This window comes from Jeotgalicoccus huakuii (genome assembly GCF_036665975.1).
Classification (GTDB): Bacteria; Bacillota; Bacilli; order Staphylococcales; family Salinicoccaceae; genus Jeotgalicoccus; species Jeotgalicoccus marinus.
On the sequence record NZ_JAVIYN010000005.1, the window covers coordinates 16,887 to 33,308 of the forward strand.

12 protein-coding genes are annotated in these 16,422 nt (G+C 35.7%); 4 read left to right on the forward strand and 8 right to left on the reverse strand.

What is annotated here, in order from left to right; genetic code table 11:
- Positions 1–50: 50 nt before the first annotated feature.
- Entirely contained in the window at positions 51–875 is an 825-nt protein-coding gene (locus tag V6E76_RS03685; RefSeq protein ID WP_026867399.1) for an undecaprenyl-diphosphate phosphatase, read from the forward strand.
- Between the two features lie 92 nt (positions 876–967).
- Here V6E76_RS03685 and V6E76_RS03690 read toward each other — a convergent pair whose 3' ends face one another.
- Complete coding sequence (locus tag V6E76_RS03690; RefSeq protein ID WP_370545418.1) at positions 968–1,264, reverse strand: metal-sulfur cluster assembly factor; 297 nt, start codon at positions 1,262–1,264, stop codon at positions 968–970.
- A gap of 135 nt (positions 1,265–1,399) precedes the next feature.
- On the opposite strand from V6E76_RS03690, the gene V6E76_RS03695 reads away from it, so the two are divergent.
- The 3 genes from V6E76_RS03695 to V6E76_RS03705 are packed head-to-tail and all read left to right on the forward strand — an operon-like array spanning position 1,400 to position 4,423.
- On the forward strand, positions 1,400–2,221 hold the full coding sequence (locus V6E76_RS03695; RefSeq protein ID WP_026867397.1) for a Cof-type HAD-IIB family hydrolase: 822 nt from the start codon (positions 1,400–1,402) through the stop codon (positions 2,219–2,221).
- Positions 2,222–2,233: 12 nt separating this feature from the next.
- Positions 2,234–3,076 (forward strand): DegV family protein, encoded by an 843-nt coding sequence (locus V6E76_RS03700; RefSeq protein ID WP_198687907.1) that lies wholly within the window; start codon positions 2,234–2,236, stop codon positions 3,074–3,076.
- A gap of 3 nt (positions 3,077–3,079) precedes the next feature.
- The gene (locus V6E76_RS03705) at positions 3,080–4,423 is read left to right on the forward strand and encodes a CoA-disulfide reductase (RefSeq protein ID WP_247350346.1); all 1,344 of its coding nucleotides are present in this window, start codon (positions 3,080–3,082) and stop codon (positions 4,421–4,423) included.
- 55 nt (positions 4,424–4,478) lie between these two features.
- Here the strand turns inward: V6E76_RS03705 and V6E76_RS03710 are convergent, their stop codons facing one another.
- From V6E76_RS03710 to V6E76_RS03740, 7 genes are all read right to left on the reverse strand, one after another.
- A complete protein-coding gene (locus V6E76_RS03710; RefSeq protein ID WP_247350343.1) occupies positions 4,479–5,333 on the reverse strand; it encodes an aldo/keto reductase in 855 nt (284 codons plus the stop codon).
- 153 nt (positions 5,334–5,486) lie between these two features.
- On the reverse strand, positions 5,487–6,899 hold the full coding sequence (locus V6E76_RS03715) for an alpha-amylase family glycosyl hydrolase (protein ID WP_247350340.1): 1,413 nt from the start codon (positions 6,897–6,899) through the stop codon (positions 5,487–5,489).
- A gap of 127 nt (positions 6,900–7,026) precedes the next feature.
- Complete coding sequence (locus V6E76_RS03720; RefSeq protein WP_247350323.1) at positions 7,027–7,407, reverse strand: DUF1516 family protein; 381 nt, start codon at positions 7,405–7,407, stop codon at positions 7,027–7,029.
- A 54-nt stretch (positions 7,408–7,461) separates the two neighbouring features.
- Positions 7,462–8,352, reverse strand: coding sequence for a fumarylacetoacetate hydrolase family protein (locus tag V6E76_RS03725; protein ID WP_247350320.1), 891 nt, complete (start codon positions 8,350–8,352; stop codon positions 7,462–7,464).
- 72 nt (positions 8,353–8,424) lie between these two features.
- Positions 8,425–9,507: a DUF418 domain-containing protein gene (locus V6E76_RS03730; RefSeq protein ID WP_247350318.1), complete on the reverse strand. Its 1,083-nt coding sequence runs from the start codon at positions 9,505–9,507 to the stop codon at positions 8,425–8,427.
- Complete coding sequence (gene addA / locus V6E76_RS03735) at positions 9,491–12,955, reverse strand: helicase-exonuclease AddAB subunit AddA (protein WP_247350314.1); 3,465 nt, start codon at positions 12,953–12,955, stop codon at positions 9,491–9,493. Before addA ends, V6E76_RS03730 begins: the two co-directional genes overlap by 17 nt.
- Entirely contained in the window at positions 12,948–16,418 is a 3,471-nt protein-coding gene (locus V6E76_RS03740; RefSeq protein ID WP_247350295.1) for a helicase-exonuclease subunit AddB family protein, read from the reverse strand. Before V6E76_RS03740 ends, addA begins: the two co-directional genes overlap by 8 nt.
- Positions 16,419–16,422 lie beyond the last annotated feature (4 nt).

The window sequence follows — 16,422 nt, forward strand, 5'->3', positions numbered from 1 at the left end:
AGACAATTTGTCTTATATTAAATGATGTACATTTTAAGGAGGATCACCTCATGGAAATCATTACTATTATCAAATATGCTTTTCTTGGTTTATTACAGGGCATTACAGAACCAATTCCCGTATCATCTAGTGGTCATTTAGTCATTGCCAGGGAGCTATTCAATATCGAAGCACAAGGTCTTTCTTTTGAAATATTTTTAAATACGGCTTCCCTTATTGCAATCTTGTTCATCTATCGAGATGATATCATTAGTATCATCAATAATTTGTTTAGATATTTATTTAAAGGCGCGAGAGACGATGATGCAATTACTGATTTTAAATATACGATTTGCCTAATTATCGCGACGATTCCAGTTGGTGTTGCAGGGCTACTGCTTAAAGATGTAATCGGCGATAATATTTCTGTTGGCTTCGTAGGACTTATGCTACTTGTAACAGGTATTGCACTTTGGTTTATTAAAAATAAAAGAGGCGATAAGAGGGATGGAGACCTGACAATTAAAGATTCTATAATAGTTGGTCTATCTCAATGTATAGCATTAACACCTGGAATTAGCCGCAGTGGTGCAACAATTGTCGGTTCCATTGCAGTTGGTCTTAGCCAGAAAAACGCATTAAGATTTGCATTTCTTCTTTATATTCCAGTATCTCTTGGAACAGCTTTAATATCCGTTGGAGATATCGTTAACGACCCTAACATGGATACACTATGGTTAGCATATTTAATTGCCTTTATTATTACCCTTATCGCAACATATTTTGCAGTTAAATGGTTACAAAATGTGATGGAAAAAGGTAATTTGATTATCTTCGTTTACTACTGTTTTGCTTTAGGCGCTTTTTCAATCCTATATCAGTTTATTTGGGCATAATAATTCAATGGATCCAATCGGTTAACAACCAAATTCACCACAATACAAAAAAGCTATGAGAAGAATTATCTTCTCATAGCTTATTATTTATATTAGCTTACACCAAGTGCAATTTTAGCGTAACGACTCATCTTGTCTTTGTCCCATGGTGGATTCCATACGATAGCAACTTGAACATCATTTACCTCAGGTAGTTCTGAAAGTACGTGCTCAACTTGACCAATAATTTGTGGTCCCATTGGGCAACCCATTGAAGTTAAAGTCATTTCAACACCTGCTGTACCTTCGTCATCTAGGTTTACACCATAAACTAAGCCTAAGTTTACAATATCTATACCGAGTTCCGGGTCAATGACATTCTCTAGCGCACCGTACATGCTTTCTTCCATTGCTTTATCCAACATAATCACTCCTCACCTAGTATATGTAATACTTACTATACCAAAAATTATACATTCGATAAATATAAATGCTATTATTGAGAAGAAACATTATTCTTACATACTGACAAAAGGGAGATTTATATGGATAAGCATTTAATTTGTTTAGACTTAGACGGCACACTTTTAACTGATGAGAAGAATATCAGTCCTTACACAAAGAAAGTGCTGACAACGTTGAAACAACAGGGCCATGAGCTAATGATTTCAACTGGCCGTCCGTATCGTGCCAGTGTACCCTACTATAAAGAATTAAAAATGACGACACCTGTTGTAAACTTTAACGGTGCTTTCGTCCACCATCCTACAGATTTTGACTTCCAAATCATGCATGAAACATTGGATAAGGAAGTTACAAAAGAAATTGCTAAAAAAGTTCCTGAATTAAATATTAAAAATATTGTCGCTGAAATTAAAGATAATATTTATATCCACTATCACGATAGCGTCCTATTCGACGCCTTCACCATGGGCAACCCTAAAATAAGTGTTGGCGAACTTCAAGATACAGTTACAGAGGACGTTACTTCTATTCTTGTTCAGGCAGAAGAGAGTGAAATGCCTCATATTCGTAAGACTCTAGATGAGTTATTTGCTGAAGTAATCGAACAACGTCGCTGGGGTGCGCCTTATCCTGTCTTAGAAATAATCAAAAAAGGTATTAATAAGGCGGTTGGTGTGGATTACGCCAGAGAGTATTTGGGAATTCCACAAAGTAGAACAATCGCTTTTGGAGATGAAGACAACGACACTGAAATGCTACAGTATGTTGAACATGGTGTCGCAATGAAGAATGGTATCGACGATATCAAAAATGTGTCTAAATATATTACAGAATATAACAATAACAATGACGGTATTGGACATTTCCTTAATGAATTTTTCGATCTCCGTCTTAAACCATAGGGAGGGTTATCTATGAAATTATTTATTGATAGTTGCTCAGATTTAAGCTTAGAACGTGCCAAGGAGTTAGACATTGAAGTGCTCCCTTTGAAGATTCAACTCGACGACAAAAGCTACCTAGACCAACTCGAGATAACTAGTGATGAAGTCATCACAGCAATCAAGGAAGGTAAAAGACCATTAACAAGTCAACCAAATCCCGAAAGTTATTTTGAGTTGTTTGAGGCATATGTAAAAGAAGGTACACCAATCATATACCTTGGCTTTTCAAGTGAACTTTCCGGGGCATTCCAAAGTTCAGTCATTGCACGTGATAACATCCTAGAACAATATCCTGAAGCTGATATCACATTGATTGATTCATCTGCTGCAAGCTATGGGCTCGGAATGCTAGTCGAACGTGCAGCATCTTATATTAAAAACGGTGACGACAAAGATAAAATCATTAAAAATATTGAAACAGATGTCGCTATGATCAGACACTTGTTTACAGTTGATGACTTAAATTACTTAGCCAAGGGTGGACGTTTATCGAAAGGGTCAGCATTTTTAGGTGGCTTATTAAATATTAAACCCCTTCTACACGTAGAAAACGGTCAATTAGTACCTGTTGAAAAACACCGTGGACTTAAAAAGGTATTTAGACGTATGACAGAACTCGTAAAAAATGAACGTGCAACCGGACTCGCTCACATTACTCATGCTGATGCCAAAGAAAATGCAGAGTTATTAAAAGCACAAATTCTAGAAAATACAGATATAACAGAAGTTAAGATTTCTAGTATCGGACCGACAATTAGTTCTCATACTGGGGCTGGCACCGTCGCCTTATTCTACTTTCAAGACGGGCGCTAAGTTATGGTAAAAATTGCTGTTGTCGGTGGGGTCGCAGGTGGTGCCACTGTAGCCTCTCAGCTCCGACGACTTGATCCAAAGGCTGATATTACAATTTATGAACGAAATAATGAAATAAGTTACGGGGCATGTGGAATGCCCTATCACATTAGCGGTGAAGTAAAATCTAGGAAAAGCCTTATTAACATGACACCAGAGAAATTTCTAGATAAAGATATCAAAGTGTTAATTAACCATGAAGTAACAAAAGTTGATTCTGATAACAACACTTTAACCGTATTTGATAAAAATAATAATGACTATAAGACGGTCAACTATGATTATTTAATCTTATCACCAGGTGGTAGCCCGAAAGTCCTACCCGCCTTAAAAGATGTACCTCAAAGTTTCCCACTTCATAAGATACAAGACCTAGATGCCATCATGGCTTACATTGACAAATATAATATTAAAGAAGCTGTACTTGTCGGTTCTGGTTATATTGGGCTCGAAGTAACGGAAAACTTAAGTGAACGCGGCATTAAGGTAACGATGTTACAACATGATGAACGAATTTATAAAAAGATTGAAGCTGACATGAATCATGTCATACATCAAGCGATGGAAGATCACCAAATTGATCTCAAACTTAATGCTGAAATTAAAAGTGTCGAAGGTGAAACCTTGACACTTAACAATGGTGAAGAAATCCATGCGCCATTGATTATTAGCGGTATTGGTACACAGCCTAATACAGCATTCCTTAAAGGTTCTGGCATAAATCTAACTGATAAGGGTCTGATCCCAATCGATTCAAAAGGCCGAACGAACCTGGACAATGTCTATGCACTTGGAGATGTGATTGAAACAGTTTACCAGCATGTACCAGATGTGAAAGTTCAATCATTACTGGCTTGGCCAGCGCATCGCCTGGCACACATAATTGCCAATCAAATCGCAGGTGATGATAATATAGTGCACGAAGGTTTACTTGGTACAAATATTGTAAAGTTTTTTGACTATGCCATTGCATCAACAGGCCTTAGTGAAAAAGAAGTCATGAAATTCCCACACCTAGTTGTCGACCAAAAACAAAAAAATAAGTCAGGCTATATGTCTACAGCGAAACCTATTGATATCAGAGTCTACTTCCATAAAGAAACACATCAGATTTTAAGAGCAGCCATTGTCGGTACAGAAGGTGTCGATAAACGTATTGATGTACTTGCAACACATATACGTTTAGGTGGAAATGTCTTTGACTTAATTAATATAGAAATAGCATACGCTCCCCCGTTCTCTAGTCCAAAAGACGTCATTAATATGGTCGGTTATAAGGCGATTGCTAAAGCAAATGAAGCTCAATAAAAATATCCATCCTGAGAGGATGGATATTTTTTACTATATTTTTCTTTGAATTTGTTTATACATACTCATGATATTCATAAGGATCTTGGCCTTCGACACGGCCGTCCTCACCTTTATCAAGCGCATCAATTTTTTCTATATCTTCTTGGCTTAAGTCAAATTCAGTCGCCTCAATATTTTCTTTCTGATGCACTGGATCAGCTGATTTCGGTATGGCCATAACACCCGCTTGATAGTTCCAATTGATAATAATTTGAGCAGGTGTCTTATCATATTTAGCTGCAATTTCTTTGATGGTTTCATTTTCAAGCACATCGTTTAGATATCCTCTGCCAAATGGACTCCATGCTTCTGTTAGAATGCCTCGTTTTTTATTCTCTTCTACCATGCGTTTATTATTGAAATAAGGATGACGTTCCACCTGATTCGTAGCTGGAGTCACACCCGTTGCATTGATAATATCATCCAGGTGATCTGGTTCAAAGTTAGATACACCAATGGTTCTAATTAAGCCTTGTTTCTGAGCATCTACAAGTGCCTTCCATGCTTCAACGTATTTGCCATCATCTGGATTTGGCCAATGAATTAAATACTTATCAAAGTACTCTAATCCAGCACGTCTCAACGATTCTTGAAGAAAGATAAACGCCTTATCGTAGTCGTGGTGTGAACCTGGTAATTTTGAGCTCACTAATATTTCTTCACGGTGTAATCTAGAACGTCTAACCGCTTCCCCAACAATACCTTCGTTGTTATAGTTTGTTGAAGTGTCGAGTAAACGGAAACCACTATTAAGTGCATTAAGAATTTCGAACGTTCCCTTATCTCCAACTAAGCCAATTGTACCTAGACCAACATACGGCCAAACCGTCTTGTCATTGAGTACAAATCCTTTTTCATTTATAGTCAAAATCTCATCTCCTTATAATATCTTGCTAAAAGATGACTAAGTAACTTATCTGATATCCACTATATAATATTTCCGTTTCGATACATTTTTAAACATCTCCATACGAAAAGACCTCGGTTAATCACCGAGGTCAATATCTAACTACTTTTTGTTTTAAAACTTGCTATTCTTTCGTTTCTTAGAGCGTGAGGCTGCTACCCAAACAAAGATTGCAAATAAGCCGAAGATTAAAATACTTGCATAAAGATATCCATTGTTAAAGCCTGCCTCTTCGATGATTGAATACAGTTCAGTTTCTTCTCTATCTAATACTGTAATAAATTCCCCTTCATGTGGGCGAATCATATCACCTATTAACATTCCACTATAGACTTTACCTTCTTCACTCGCCGTCTGTGTAAAACTGTTACTCTGTGTCTCAGAAGTATTATTCATATTAAAGACGAAATCTACATCGTTTGTTTCGTATCTTACAATATATTGCCCTGCTTCATTAAGTAAAGTTTCTGTTTCACCTGAAGCCATTACTTGATGTCTGTCATATATCATACTAATGTTCTCTAAATATTCTACAACTTCTTTATCTGTCCATAGGTCCATCTGCGGGTGAATTTCCGGGTAAGAATCACCATTAAATGCAACTTCTGTTCCATAAGTCATGGCACTTGCACCTTGATAACCATATAAATAGTTTGCTAGCTGTTGGACTCTTGTTCCTGGGAACATATTGTGACTCGCAGCATGATGTGTAAAACGTTCTGAGAACCAGTGATCTGCTAGTACTAATTCATTGTCAGTTGGAAACTCTGGTATCCCAATATCTACACCACCAAGTGCATTCGCAATGCTTGATCTGAATTCATTATGAGACACGTGATCGAAACCTTCAGCTGTCATGCCATCTAGCGTTAAAATGCCATAAGACGGTATATTATCTGGAAGAAAATCATTTCCATTTAATCCATCCTGGTTTAAGAACATACTAATACCATCTACATCATAAGTATCAACGAATTTTTGCACCATATCTTTATATTGACTCTGGTTATCAGCAACATTTAGATCAATAATATCACGGTCGATGTCTTCGTAATATGCTGTTTCAATGTCATTGAATGCTGGATTTTCCAGTGCTGTATAGTCCTCAGTTGCTGTCGTTGGCATGTCTACAACGATTTTCATATCCTGATTATGTACTGAATCAATAAAATCCTGAAATGCTTCTGCTCCACCATAAGCTTCAGAAATCGTGTCATAGGATGTGACGTCATAGCCTAAATAGTCATCTTCAGCACGTTCTGTAACGGGAGATAACATGATTGTATTAAAGCCCATATCTTTTATGTATTCTAAATGATCTTCTATACCGACGAAATCACCACCAAATGGTTGGTCATTGTCAGGGTCTTCTTGAACACCAATATCATTCGATTTGTCATTGTTTAAGAACCTGTCGACTGGAATCATATAGATTTTTTCTTCAGCTTGCTCTTCAGCAGACGATGGATTTACCATCGTAAAGAACAAAGCTAAGACAGTAAACAAGATTGCAATCATTCTTTTCATATAATATCCTACCTTTTTATCTTATAGTGCTAAGTATACTAAAATTCACTTCAAATTTTCTTTCTTTCACGAATTGTCCATAAAAATATTTAAAAAAGCTGGAAACCAACCGGTTCCCAGCTTAGTTTTAGAAGCTTAATATACCTAGTGGTAATGTCGCTCCCATAATGACTGTTGCAATAATGAGAATTAAAGCAACAACCATTGGCCATACTGTCGCACTTTTTTTCAATCTAACAATTGCCATTTCCATAAATCCAATAGATAGAAGTCCTAGGAGTGCTTTAATACCGTACTGCATATGACCATCCATATTAGAGATACCTTCCATGTTGCTAATGTAAACGACTAGACCTGAAATCAGTACGATAACATAAAACAATCTAGCTACCATGTGCAAAATTTTTGCCGGTTTGTTGTCTGGTGAATTGTTTGCCTTATACATGAAGAACACAACAAGGAACAAAACAGCAGATATGACAATGGCTGTTAAGTGTAAATGTAGCATAATTCGCCCACCTCTTATTTAAAATTTACCCATGGCATATTATAACATGAATGATTATTCAATGTGTGTCGTTAATGTTCCAATTCCATCGATTGAAACACGTACTGTATCACCTGATTTAACAAAGCCTTTAGGGTCCATTCCTGCCCCTACACCGGCTGGTGTACCTGTAGCAATAACATCACCAGGTTCTAAAGTAACGTATTTAGATAGTTCACTAATTAGGTCGTCAATTTTTCTAACCATAAGTGCTGTACTACCATCCTGACGAATCTCATCGTTAACTTTCGTTACGATTTGAGCATCCATTGCATTAGGAATTTCATCTTTAGTAACAATGTATGGACCCATCGGTGTTGCTAGACTTTTAGATAAGAAAGCCTGCTTGTGAGATTTTTGAAGGTCTCTTGCAGAGATGTCATTAACAATTGTATATCCATAAACGTAGTCATAAGCCATAGAGCGATCAATATTACGTCCTGATTTACCAATCACAACACCAAGTTCACCTTCATAGTCTAATTCTGAAGTAATATCGCTAAATGATGAGATTGTCGCTTCATCACCGACTAGGCTAGAGTTCGCTTTAGTAAATACATATAGTTCTACTTCATTATTTAGCTCTTCTGCATGTTCTTTAAAATTACGTCCAAAACTAATTGTATTATTTGGTGGCTTAACTGGTGCTAATATATTAATTTCATCAAATGGTGCTTTATATTGATCAGCATTCTCTGATACTTCAGCACTTTCGACTAATTTTCTCACTAATTCTTGGAAATCCAATGTATGGTATTCAGTAATTCCTTCCAATAATGTACGTGGATAATCTTTAACATCACTAAAATCTTCAAATAGTAGCGGAAGAATCCATGCACTATCTTCACGTTTTACTTTAACACCATAATAATTCTTTTCTTTGTACTCAAAAGTTAAAAATTTCATTGGACAAGCTCCTTTGTTTGGTTTAATTCAGTATAACAAAAAACATTTATTTATTCTTGTGAATCGATATTTTTATCTGAAAATTGCTTCTATTAACTTAAGCTTTCTAATACTTAAAAAGTTTAAGAGCAACAGTATCAAGCAGTACAAACCGAGGACAATGAATAACAATACCTGGACTGATATTTGTCCATATAGTGCTAAGCCAAATCCAAAAAAGATAAACATCATCAACACATTGAAAAGAATGTAGGCACTTAAGGACTGGCGCCCTAGATTGACGAAGCCTTTGAAAATAGCCTTTGGTACATGTGAACCGGCATACATTAGTAATAAGAAGTAGCCAAGGGCGAGTACTGGCCCTCCAAATCCTTCCCCGAGCGTCTCACCAGTAATATTACCTAGGAGTAAAATCTGAATGAGCTTTGTCAAAATGCCTCCAGTTAACAATACAATTACCATTGCGCCACTGAGGTATGGGCTGTCTTTCATAAAAGTTTCTAGGCTAAGTTGATGTAGTCCAACACCAATTAAAAGCCACGGTAAAATCATGAACAACATTAATATAATAGTGCCTGTTATATCACCTGTTAAATAATCTATATTTTGATTAATAATAGCCAAGTAGTCACTACTTCTATAGATGCTGATGTACTCATTAACTTGTTGTATACCAGAATAGACGTGTTGAATATTTGAATTGAGTCCTCTAGTGATTTCCAAGACAACATTGAGAAGTAAGTGTACAGCGAAAAGTGCAATACCTGCTGCAAATGTTATCACCCAAGGGCGACCGACAAAAATCAATGAAACAAAAGTCATTAATACTAGAAATAGCATATTATCAAATGGAAAAATTAATACAGATGATAGACCAATAATGCCTAAAATGATCGCTAAGTATTTAGCAATTTGCCTTTTTTCTACAGTTTGATATTTACTTAAGATATATCCAACAATAAGTGCGATTAAAGGTATCACTGACCCGCCTGTAAATATGTTAATGATATTGTAGATATTTAAATCTGCTCCGAAAAAGTACTCAAATGGATTGATATCATTTAAAGGCAACATAAAGTACAAGCCGCTATAAAGAAATAGTGAGAAAATCGCTATGCCCGCTGTAAAGTAAATTGTGTTATTTGTATGTTTCAAGTGAAATCGCTCCATAATCAAAAAAGTATAGGACCGCATCTACAGGTTTATTCAATACAACTTCTGCAGACTTTTTATAGATGTCCATTTGTGTCTTGTACCTATCTCTTAAGTCTTCTGGGCTTAACTGTGTACCATTCACCCGGTCTGTCTTATAGTCAATAATGATGTAATGATCTTCGAATACTAGGAGACAGTCAATGATCCCTTGAACCAATTGATCATCGTGTTCACCGTATAAAATTGCTTCTTGATTCATAATAAATGGTAGCTCAGTGTATATCCCGTTTTGCTGATTTAATAAGTTTACCATATAGTCATCATTAAAAAACTTCACTGCATTTTCTTTAAGCTTACTAATGTGTAGATCACTTAATTGCTCGTAATTCACCACGTAATTATCAATTAAAATATCAATAAAGTCCGCTTTTTCCTGTTCATTCATTACACTTAAACTCTGCCATTGATTCATAATTCTCATCATCATCTCATGCATAATTGTCCCGAATATCGGCGCTTCCACGGAGGATGCTAAGAAATTGGGCACCTTTAAGGACGGCTCATGTGTATGACTAACATCAGTCGCCATATCCGGAATCGTCTCATTTCTTCTCTTTATAGAAGTCACAGATTCCTTTGCTGCAATTTCAGTGTCTTGTTGATTTGGATAAGTATAAAACAAGCGATCAGCGACTTCAGGGTTAATATCAGGAATGAGCGCCTTTATATCTTCTAAATCTGCGAACTGACGTGGGTCTTTACTCTCTTCAGATTGCTCGCTTACTTCCTTGATATCAATTGCATCATGTTGACTTTCAAGTAAAATCGGTGCAATGAAGTCCTGAGTAGACTTAAGAGTTGACCGAACTTCAACTGAAGGTTTTTTACGCTGGTCAAATGTATATTGGAGATTAATGTCATCCTTATACACCAGCGGAAGATAGAGCTTCTCCTCAGCACGTGTTAGTGCTACATAAATCAATCGAAGCTCTTCACTGAGTTGCTCTAGTTTCAAATATTCATTTGCCACAAAAGCATGAATGCTTTCACTAGTTAAGTTGATGTCTGGTTTAAATTGATTAAAGACCACACCTAGTTTTGCATGCACTAGGATTTTAGAAACTGCGTCCATTGTGTATTGCTGTTTTAAATCAGCATAGATGACATGTTTAAACTCTAATCCTTTAGAACTGTGGACTGTCATGACTCTTACAGAATCATCTACACTTTCACTTAACGATTCTTCACCAAAATCTTTATTTTCCTTGATTAAGTAATCAATGTAAGAAATAAATTGATAGAGGTTTGAGTTGTTCATCGCTTCGAATTCCAAAGCTTTTTCGATTAAACCATTTAGATTCGCCTGTCTTGTCTTCCCTCCAGGGAGACCACTGAAAAACTCAACAATGTTTAACTCAAAATATATTTCGTCTATGAGTTCCGAAACACTTAGAAACTTAGAATGTGCTTTTAATTCGTCATAAGTACTTAAGAAGTCTTCAATTCTTCGAACGATTGCTTCATCTTCATTAAATTCTAAAAGGGCTTCGTATAAATACTTTTCATCAGAATTTGCTCGTATTCTTGCCAGAGCTTCTTCATTAAAACCAAACATTGGCAATCTTAAAACACCCATTAGATGATCGTCTTGTAAGGGATTATCTAAGAGTGACAAGATACTTCTCATTGTCATGATTTCAAACGTTTCAAAATAACCTTTATTCACATCAACACTAATTGGTATTTCTGCCTTTTGAAATTCGTAGCGGATTTTATCTGGTGAAAAACGGTTGCGATTTAATATAACGATATCTCCATAAGGCACCCCGTCATTGTATAGTCGGTTAACCAAACCCACTAATTCTTTAATCTCTATTTCATCCGCTTCATCTGCTGTGGTTTCCTTCGGCGTGATGATGGGTAGGACTTCAACCTTAGATTCATCCCCAACTTCATCAGTTCCCTTGATCAGTTTTTCTTCATCGGTATAATCAATTTCTCCAATTGTCTCATCCATAATATTTTCAAATATGAGATTAGTCACATCGAGTACTTCTTGACGGGACCTGAAATTTCGATTTAATTGGATGAGTTGACCAGCCTCGCCTTTTTTAAAACGATGACTTTTATCTATGAATAAATCAGGGGCAGCTTGTCTAAAACGATAAATAGACTGTTTGACATCCCCTACCATAAATAGGTTGCCATTCGCTTCATCTCCCGATTTTAAGAGTTGAATAATCGCTTCTTGCACACGGTTGATGTCCTGGTACTCATCAATCATCACTTCTTTAAACTTATCTCTATACTCCTGCTGTACTTCACCATTATTTGCAAGGAGGATATCTAAAGCAAAATGTTCATAATCATTAAAGTCCATTTCACTTGCCTGTTGTTTTCTTCTTTTATAGTTATCAATAACGGACTCTGTTATTTTAAGGAGTTGGTTATTCATGCCATTTAAAGGTGATAATTCTTCCCTTACATCACTTAAGCTGTAGGCTTTTTGGTTATATAGTTCTTGGTAGGCATCATTAACCGGTTTATTATATTTTTCTATAAAATCATTATTTTCTGCATTAGCCGCTTTTATAAAAGCATTCCTACCATTGGATAGCTTTACTTCAGCTAAGGAAAATTGTCCGTTGTCATGAAATGAAGCTAGCGCATTAACAACATTCTTCTGCATGATGTCTAAATTATCATATGCGTCTTTAATCGCTTTTTCCTTTAATTCTTCAGGTCGCTCAATATGATCATACTCGACTTTCAACAGGCTTAAATCTTCATCCAATTTCTTTAATTTTCTATAATTAATTGCTTTATACGCATCGAGTATTTCATTTAGACGGTCTTCGTTTATATATTGATCCTTTAAACTGTCGAGAAATAATTTAGGGTCTTCAGTCGCTATCGCCGTATTATATAGACGTATAATCAACTTGTGAAGCTCAGTATTATCTTTTAGGCTCGACACAAATTGATCCAGATGTAAGAAGTCCTGATCCTTATTTGTATAAAATTGCTCAAGTACTTCACTGATGACACTGTCTAGCTTTATTTCTGCTTCTACTTGACCAAGTGTACGCATATCAGGTGGTAATCCAATCGCATTATAGTGCGTTTGAATCAAGTGCAAACAAAAACTGTGCAAGGTTGAAATATGAGAATCATTTAATTTAATGATTTCTTCATTAATTCTTGTTTCCTTCGTCTCGTTATAGATCGCTCTCAAGGCACGCTCGATTTTATCTTTCATGTCTTTTGCACTCTTATTGGTAAAAGTGGATACAAAAACCTCATCAATAGAGTAATTTCCACTGATAATATTTCTTTTAATACGTTCTACAAGCACCGCAGTTTTACCACTACCTGCTGCAGCCGATACTAATATATCTGAACCTGTGGCCTCAATGGCAGCAAGTTGTGCCTCAGTAAAATTAACCATTGTTTACCTCGCTTTCAAACGCTTCAATATCTTCATCTGTAATTTTATTTTTTCTGTAATCATGTTCATTGATTAATTTATCGATGTGACAAGCCGCTTTAAAATCACAAAAAGCACAAGGTAACCTGTTGTTATGTTCAAGAGGATTCGCAAGTGTTCGTCCACTATAAATATCATCAGTTGCCGTTTTAAATTGCTCCATTACAAAGTTAGAGTAATGTGCAAACATCTCTGATGACATTGTCCTTTTCGCTGAATTTTTGTCTAAACTACCATCTTTCTTTAATTTTAATGGTAGATACTCACTGAGTTTTTCTTCTTCTATCATATGATCCATACCAGTATTACTGCTAAGATCATTACCATCGATAACAAATAAACCATCCGGTCTAAGTTTATTTTGTTTTAGTTTCAATGCCTCTTCTTCATCGTCTACTCTCACCTTAGGTTCATTCACATGGTAGAACATCATTGCATTAGGTACGATGTCTCCACCGAGTTTATTTTTTGCACGATTCATAAGGACATACATATAAGTAATAATTTGTAGCTCGACACCATTTAACACATCTTCTTTTTTCAACTTCCGCTCACTAGACTTATAGTCAATGATATTAACATAGACATTTGAAGCATTATTGTAAGTATCAACTCGGTCGATTTTACCTCTCAAGTATATTTTTTTACCGTTTTCGCTTTCTAAGACTAATTCCCCGAGATCATCTGATTTTTTTCCAAATGTTGCTTCGATTAAGCTGATTTGATAATCGCCTAGATACTCTAAATCCTTCATAAACATCAAGGTTGTCGTAATGGCAGAGATTGCTTTTTCTTTTAACGATAAGAAATATTCTGAGCGTTCAAAAATACCGTAGGAAATGGTACGTAAAACATTATCAACCGAATTGACTACTGCTTTCTTAATCACTTCATCGTCATGTTTTAAAGTCATATCTAAACGCTTTGTAATTTGCTCTAATGCATTGTGGTAAAGGTTCCCTATTTCTAATGGTCTAACAGTATAATTTTGTCTCACATTCAGCTTCATTCCGTAATTAGAGAAATGCTGGAAATGACAAGAGAAATAGGACTGGAATCTAGATACACTTGCTCTCATCTCATCACCATATAATTTAACGGCCGTTTCTTTCCTAATACCTTCAGCTCTATTTAAATAAGTTAAGTTTCGGTTAAGACGGTTTAATACCGTATGATTTGTTTTATTTTTCAGCAAATGATAGACACCTATAAAGTTATTGTACTGTGGTAAGCGAGCTAATCTTGTAAATTCTTCTAAATCATAAGTCATCAAGGTTCTCAATTTATGATGTTCGAGGGCTTCCATACTTCTTACACTCGAAATTAGGCCAAGTGTATTGTGAAGTTCATAGTGGGCAGTCTTTCTATAGTTATAATTTAATACCTGACTTTCATCCGTTGGTAAAAATGCTTCAACAAAGGGACTTAATTTGGTTACTTCTTTATTTTGTAAAGTCGTCGACCAGCTAATAAAGAGGTGGTCCGTCGGCTGACTTATTCCCATGTAAAAGACAAATTTCTCATCACGACTAAGCGTACGTGCACTCGGAGAAAGTATAATGCCTCTGTCTTCTAGCACTTCTTTTTCATCATCTGTAACGATGGCTGTATTTCTAGACTCTTGTGGCATAACGTTGTAGTTCATGCCCACTATAAAAACATATTTTTTATTTTCAACTTTAGCAAGATCTAGTAGTCCGATAATCACCTGATCTACAGCAGCTGGTCGTGTATTGAAAGTCGCTCGTTTTAAGCCTTCTGTAAAAGTATCGTAAAAAAGACTGAAATCAATTTTTTCATCTTTAAAAACGGTGTAACTATCATCCAATAATCGAATAAATAAATTATAGGCTTGCTCCGTTTCATTAGCGAGTCGAATATTGGTATCCGTTAATTCTTTTATTTCAGTTGCAACTTTTTCTCCTATGCCTTCATCTACAATATACCGATAAATCGTTTCTACAAAATCCTGTGCAGTCTCACCTTGATCAAGTTGATTGAACAACCGTTGTAACTGGTGAAGTTTACTATTCTTATATTGAATCATCTCACTCAAAGCTTCTGTATTATCTACAGTTTCGATGTCACCTTCAATACCCAGTTTATATTCAATTGTAAAACGCTTATCGTCAAAGAGCTCACTGCCAGTAAGTCCACGTTCTATAATGATATTTTCAAGGTGCATGACAAGCATTTCATCATGTATTGTTCTATTTAAATATCCTGTCTTTAAGACATTAATAAAGGCAGACCTTTGAAATCTACTCTGATAGCAATCTAATAAGGCAATGACCAATTCTGTAAAAGGATTGCAATGCATAAAATGATCCATATCCATGTGATAGGCAATATTAAACTGTTTAAAAATAGACTTGAAATTATTTTCATAAGATTGATCACGGTACAGGATACCGATATCAGCATATGTCGCTCTATTGTCTCTAACTAGGGTTTCTATATTTCTTGCGACTTCTCTTATTTCCTCTTCTGGTGAAGGTGACTCAGTAATCGTAATACCATCATAATTTGTCATCGGTTGACCCGTTGTTATAAATGATTCTAATTGACTTAATCCAGAATTTTTTGCACGCAAAAACTCCTGATTAAAATGTCTGAAGTTCAAGTAATTTTCCCCAAACAATTCCTGCAATCGACTGATTACCGCTTCAGTTTTTCTAAACAAATCGATATCTACTAAACCTTGATATCCATCAGACTTTCTGTGAGTTAGTAAGAGATTGATTTCTCCCACTTCTTGTTCAAGCGCATAAATAAGGGCAAACTCACTTTCTGTAAAGTTATGAAAACCGTCAATATAAATTACAGCATCCTTAAGTGTTCTTAAACTATTCGCCTCTCTTATACGATCAATAAAATGCGGAATCATATTTAAGTCTTCAACTTTATATGATTCAATTTCCTCTTGCCAACGCTGATAAATAATTGCTAAGTCCTCATACTTTTCTGTCGTTCTACCTTTTGAAAATTTTAAGTCTAAGAGATGTTTTGGTTCTATGTTATAGGCCTTAAATTCAGTAATTTGATCTAACACTTTCTCAGAAAATTTTATGTAGCCTTGTGAAGTATGATAATACTTTAGTTTATCCTTTATATCATTCATCAGCTTATGAATCAGCATAATGTGTCCTGCTTCAGACAAGACATTTTTCGTCGGTTGGCCAAGCTCATTATATACGTGCCACATCAATCTTGAAAAACTGAAGACACCTGTACGCATACTTCCGCCAGCCAGACCATCTTCTTGTCTGGCAATCAATTGTTCATATGTCAGTGTATTTTGAGTTGGGGTAATAATATAAATTGAAGATCCTAGTGGCTCATCTTTTGTTTTCTTATAAATCTCTTCAAACATAGTATTCGTTTTACCTGTACCACTTGTACCTGTCCATATTGTTATCGTCATAGAA

Coding starts and splice junctions, on each gene's coding strand:
- addA (WP_247350314.1), bottom strand. CDS start 12,955: ATGGTTAATTTTACTGAGGCACAACTTGCTGCCATTGAGGCCACAGGT.
- V6E76_RS03695 (WP_026867397.1), top strand. CDS start 1,400: ATGGATAAGCATTTAATTTGTTTAGACTTAGACGGCACACTTTTAACT.
- V6E76_RS03690 (WP_370545418.1), bottom strand. CDS start 1,264: ATGGAAGAAAGCATGTACGGTGCGCTAGAGAATGTCATTGACCCGGAA.
- V6E76_RS03715 (WP_247350340.1), bottom strand. CDS start 6,899: ATGAAAAGAATGATTGCAATCTTGTTTACTGTCTTAGCTTTGTTCTTT.
- V6E76_RS03725 (WP_247350320.1), bottom strand. CDS start 8,352: ATGAAATTTTTAACTTTTGAGTACAAAGAAAAGAATTATTATGGTGTT.
- V6E76_RS03720 (WP_247350323.1), bottom strand. CDS start 7,407: ATGCTACATTTACACTTAACAGCCATTGTCATATCTGCTGTTTTGTTC.
- V6E76_RS03705 (WP_247350346.1), top strand. CDS start 3,080: ATGGTAAAAATTGCTGTTGTCGGTGGGGTCGCAGGTGGTGCCACTGTA.
- V6E76_RS03685 (WP_026867399.1), top strand. CDS start 51: ATGGAAATCATTACTATTATCAAATATGCTTTTCTTGGTTTATTACAG.
- V6E76_RS03700 (WP_198687907.1), top strand. CDS start 2,234: ATGAAATTATTTATTGATAGTTGCTCAGATTTAAGCTTAGAACGTGCC.
- V6E76_RS03740 (WP_247350295.1), bottom strand. CDS start 16,418: ATGACGATAACAATATGGACAGGTACAAGTGGTACAGGTAAAACGAAT.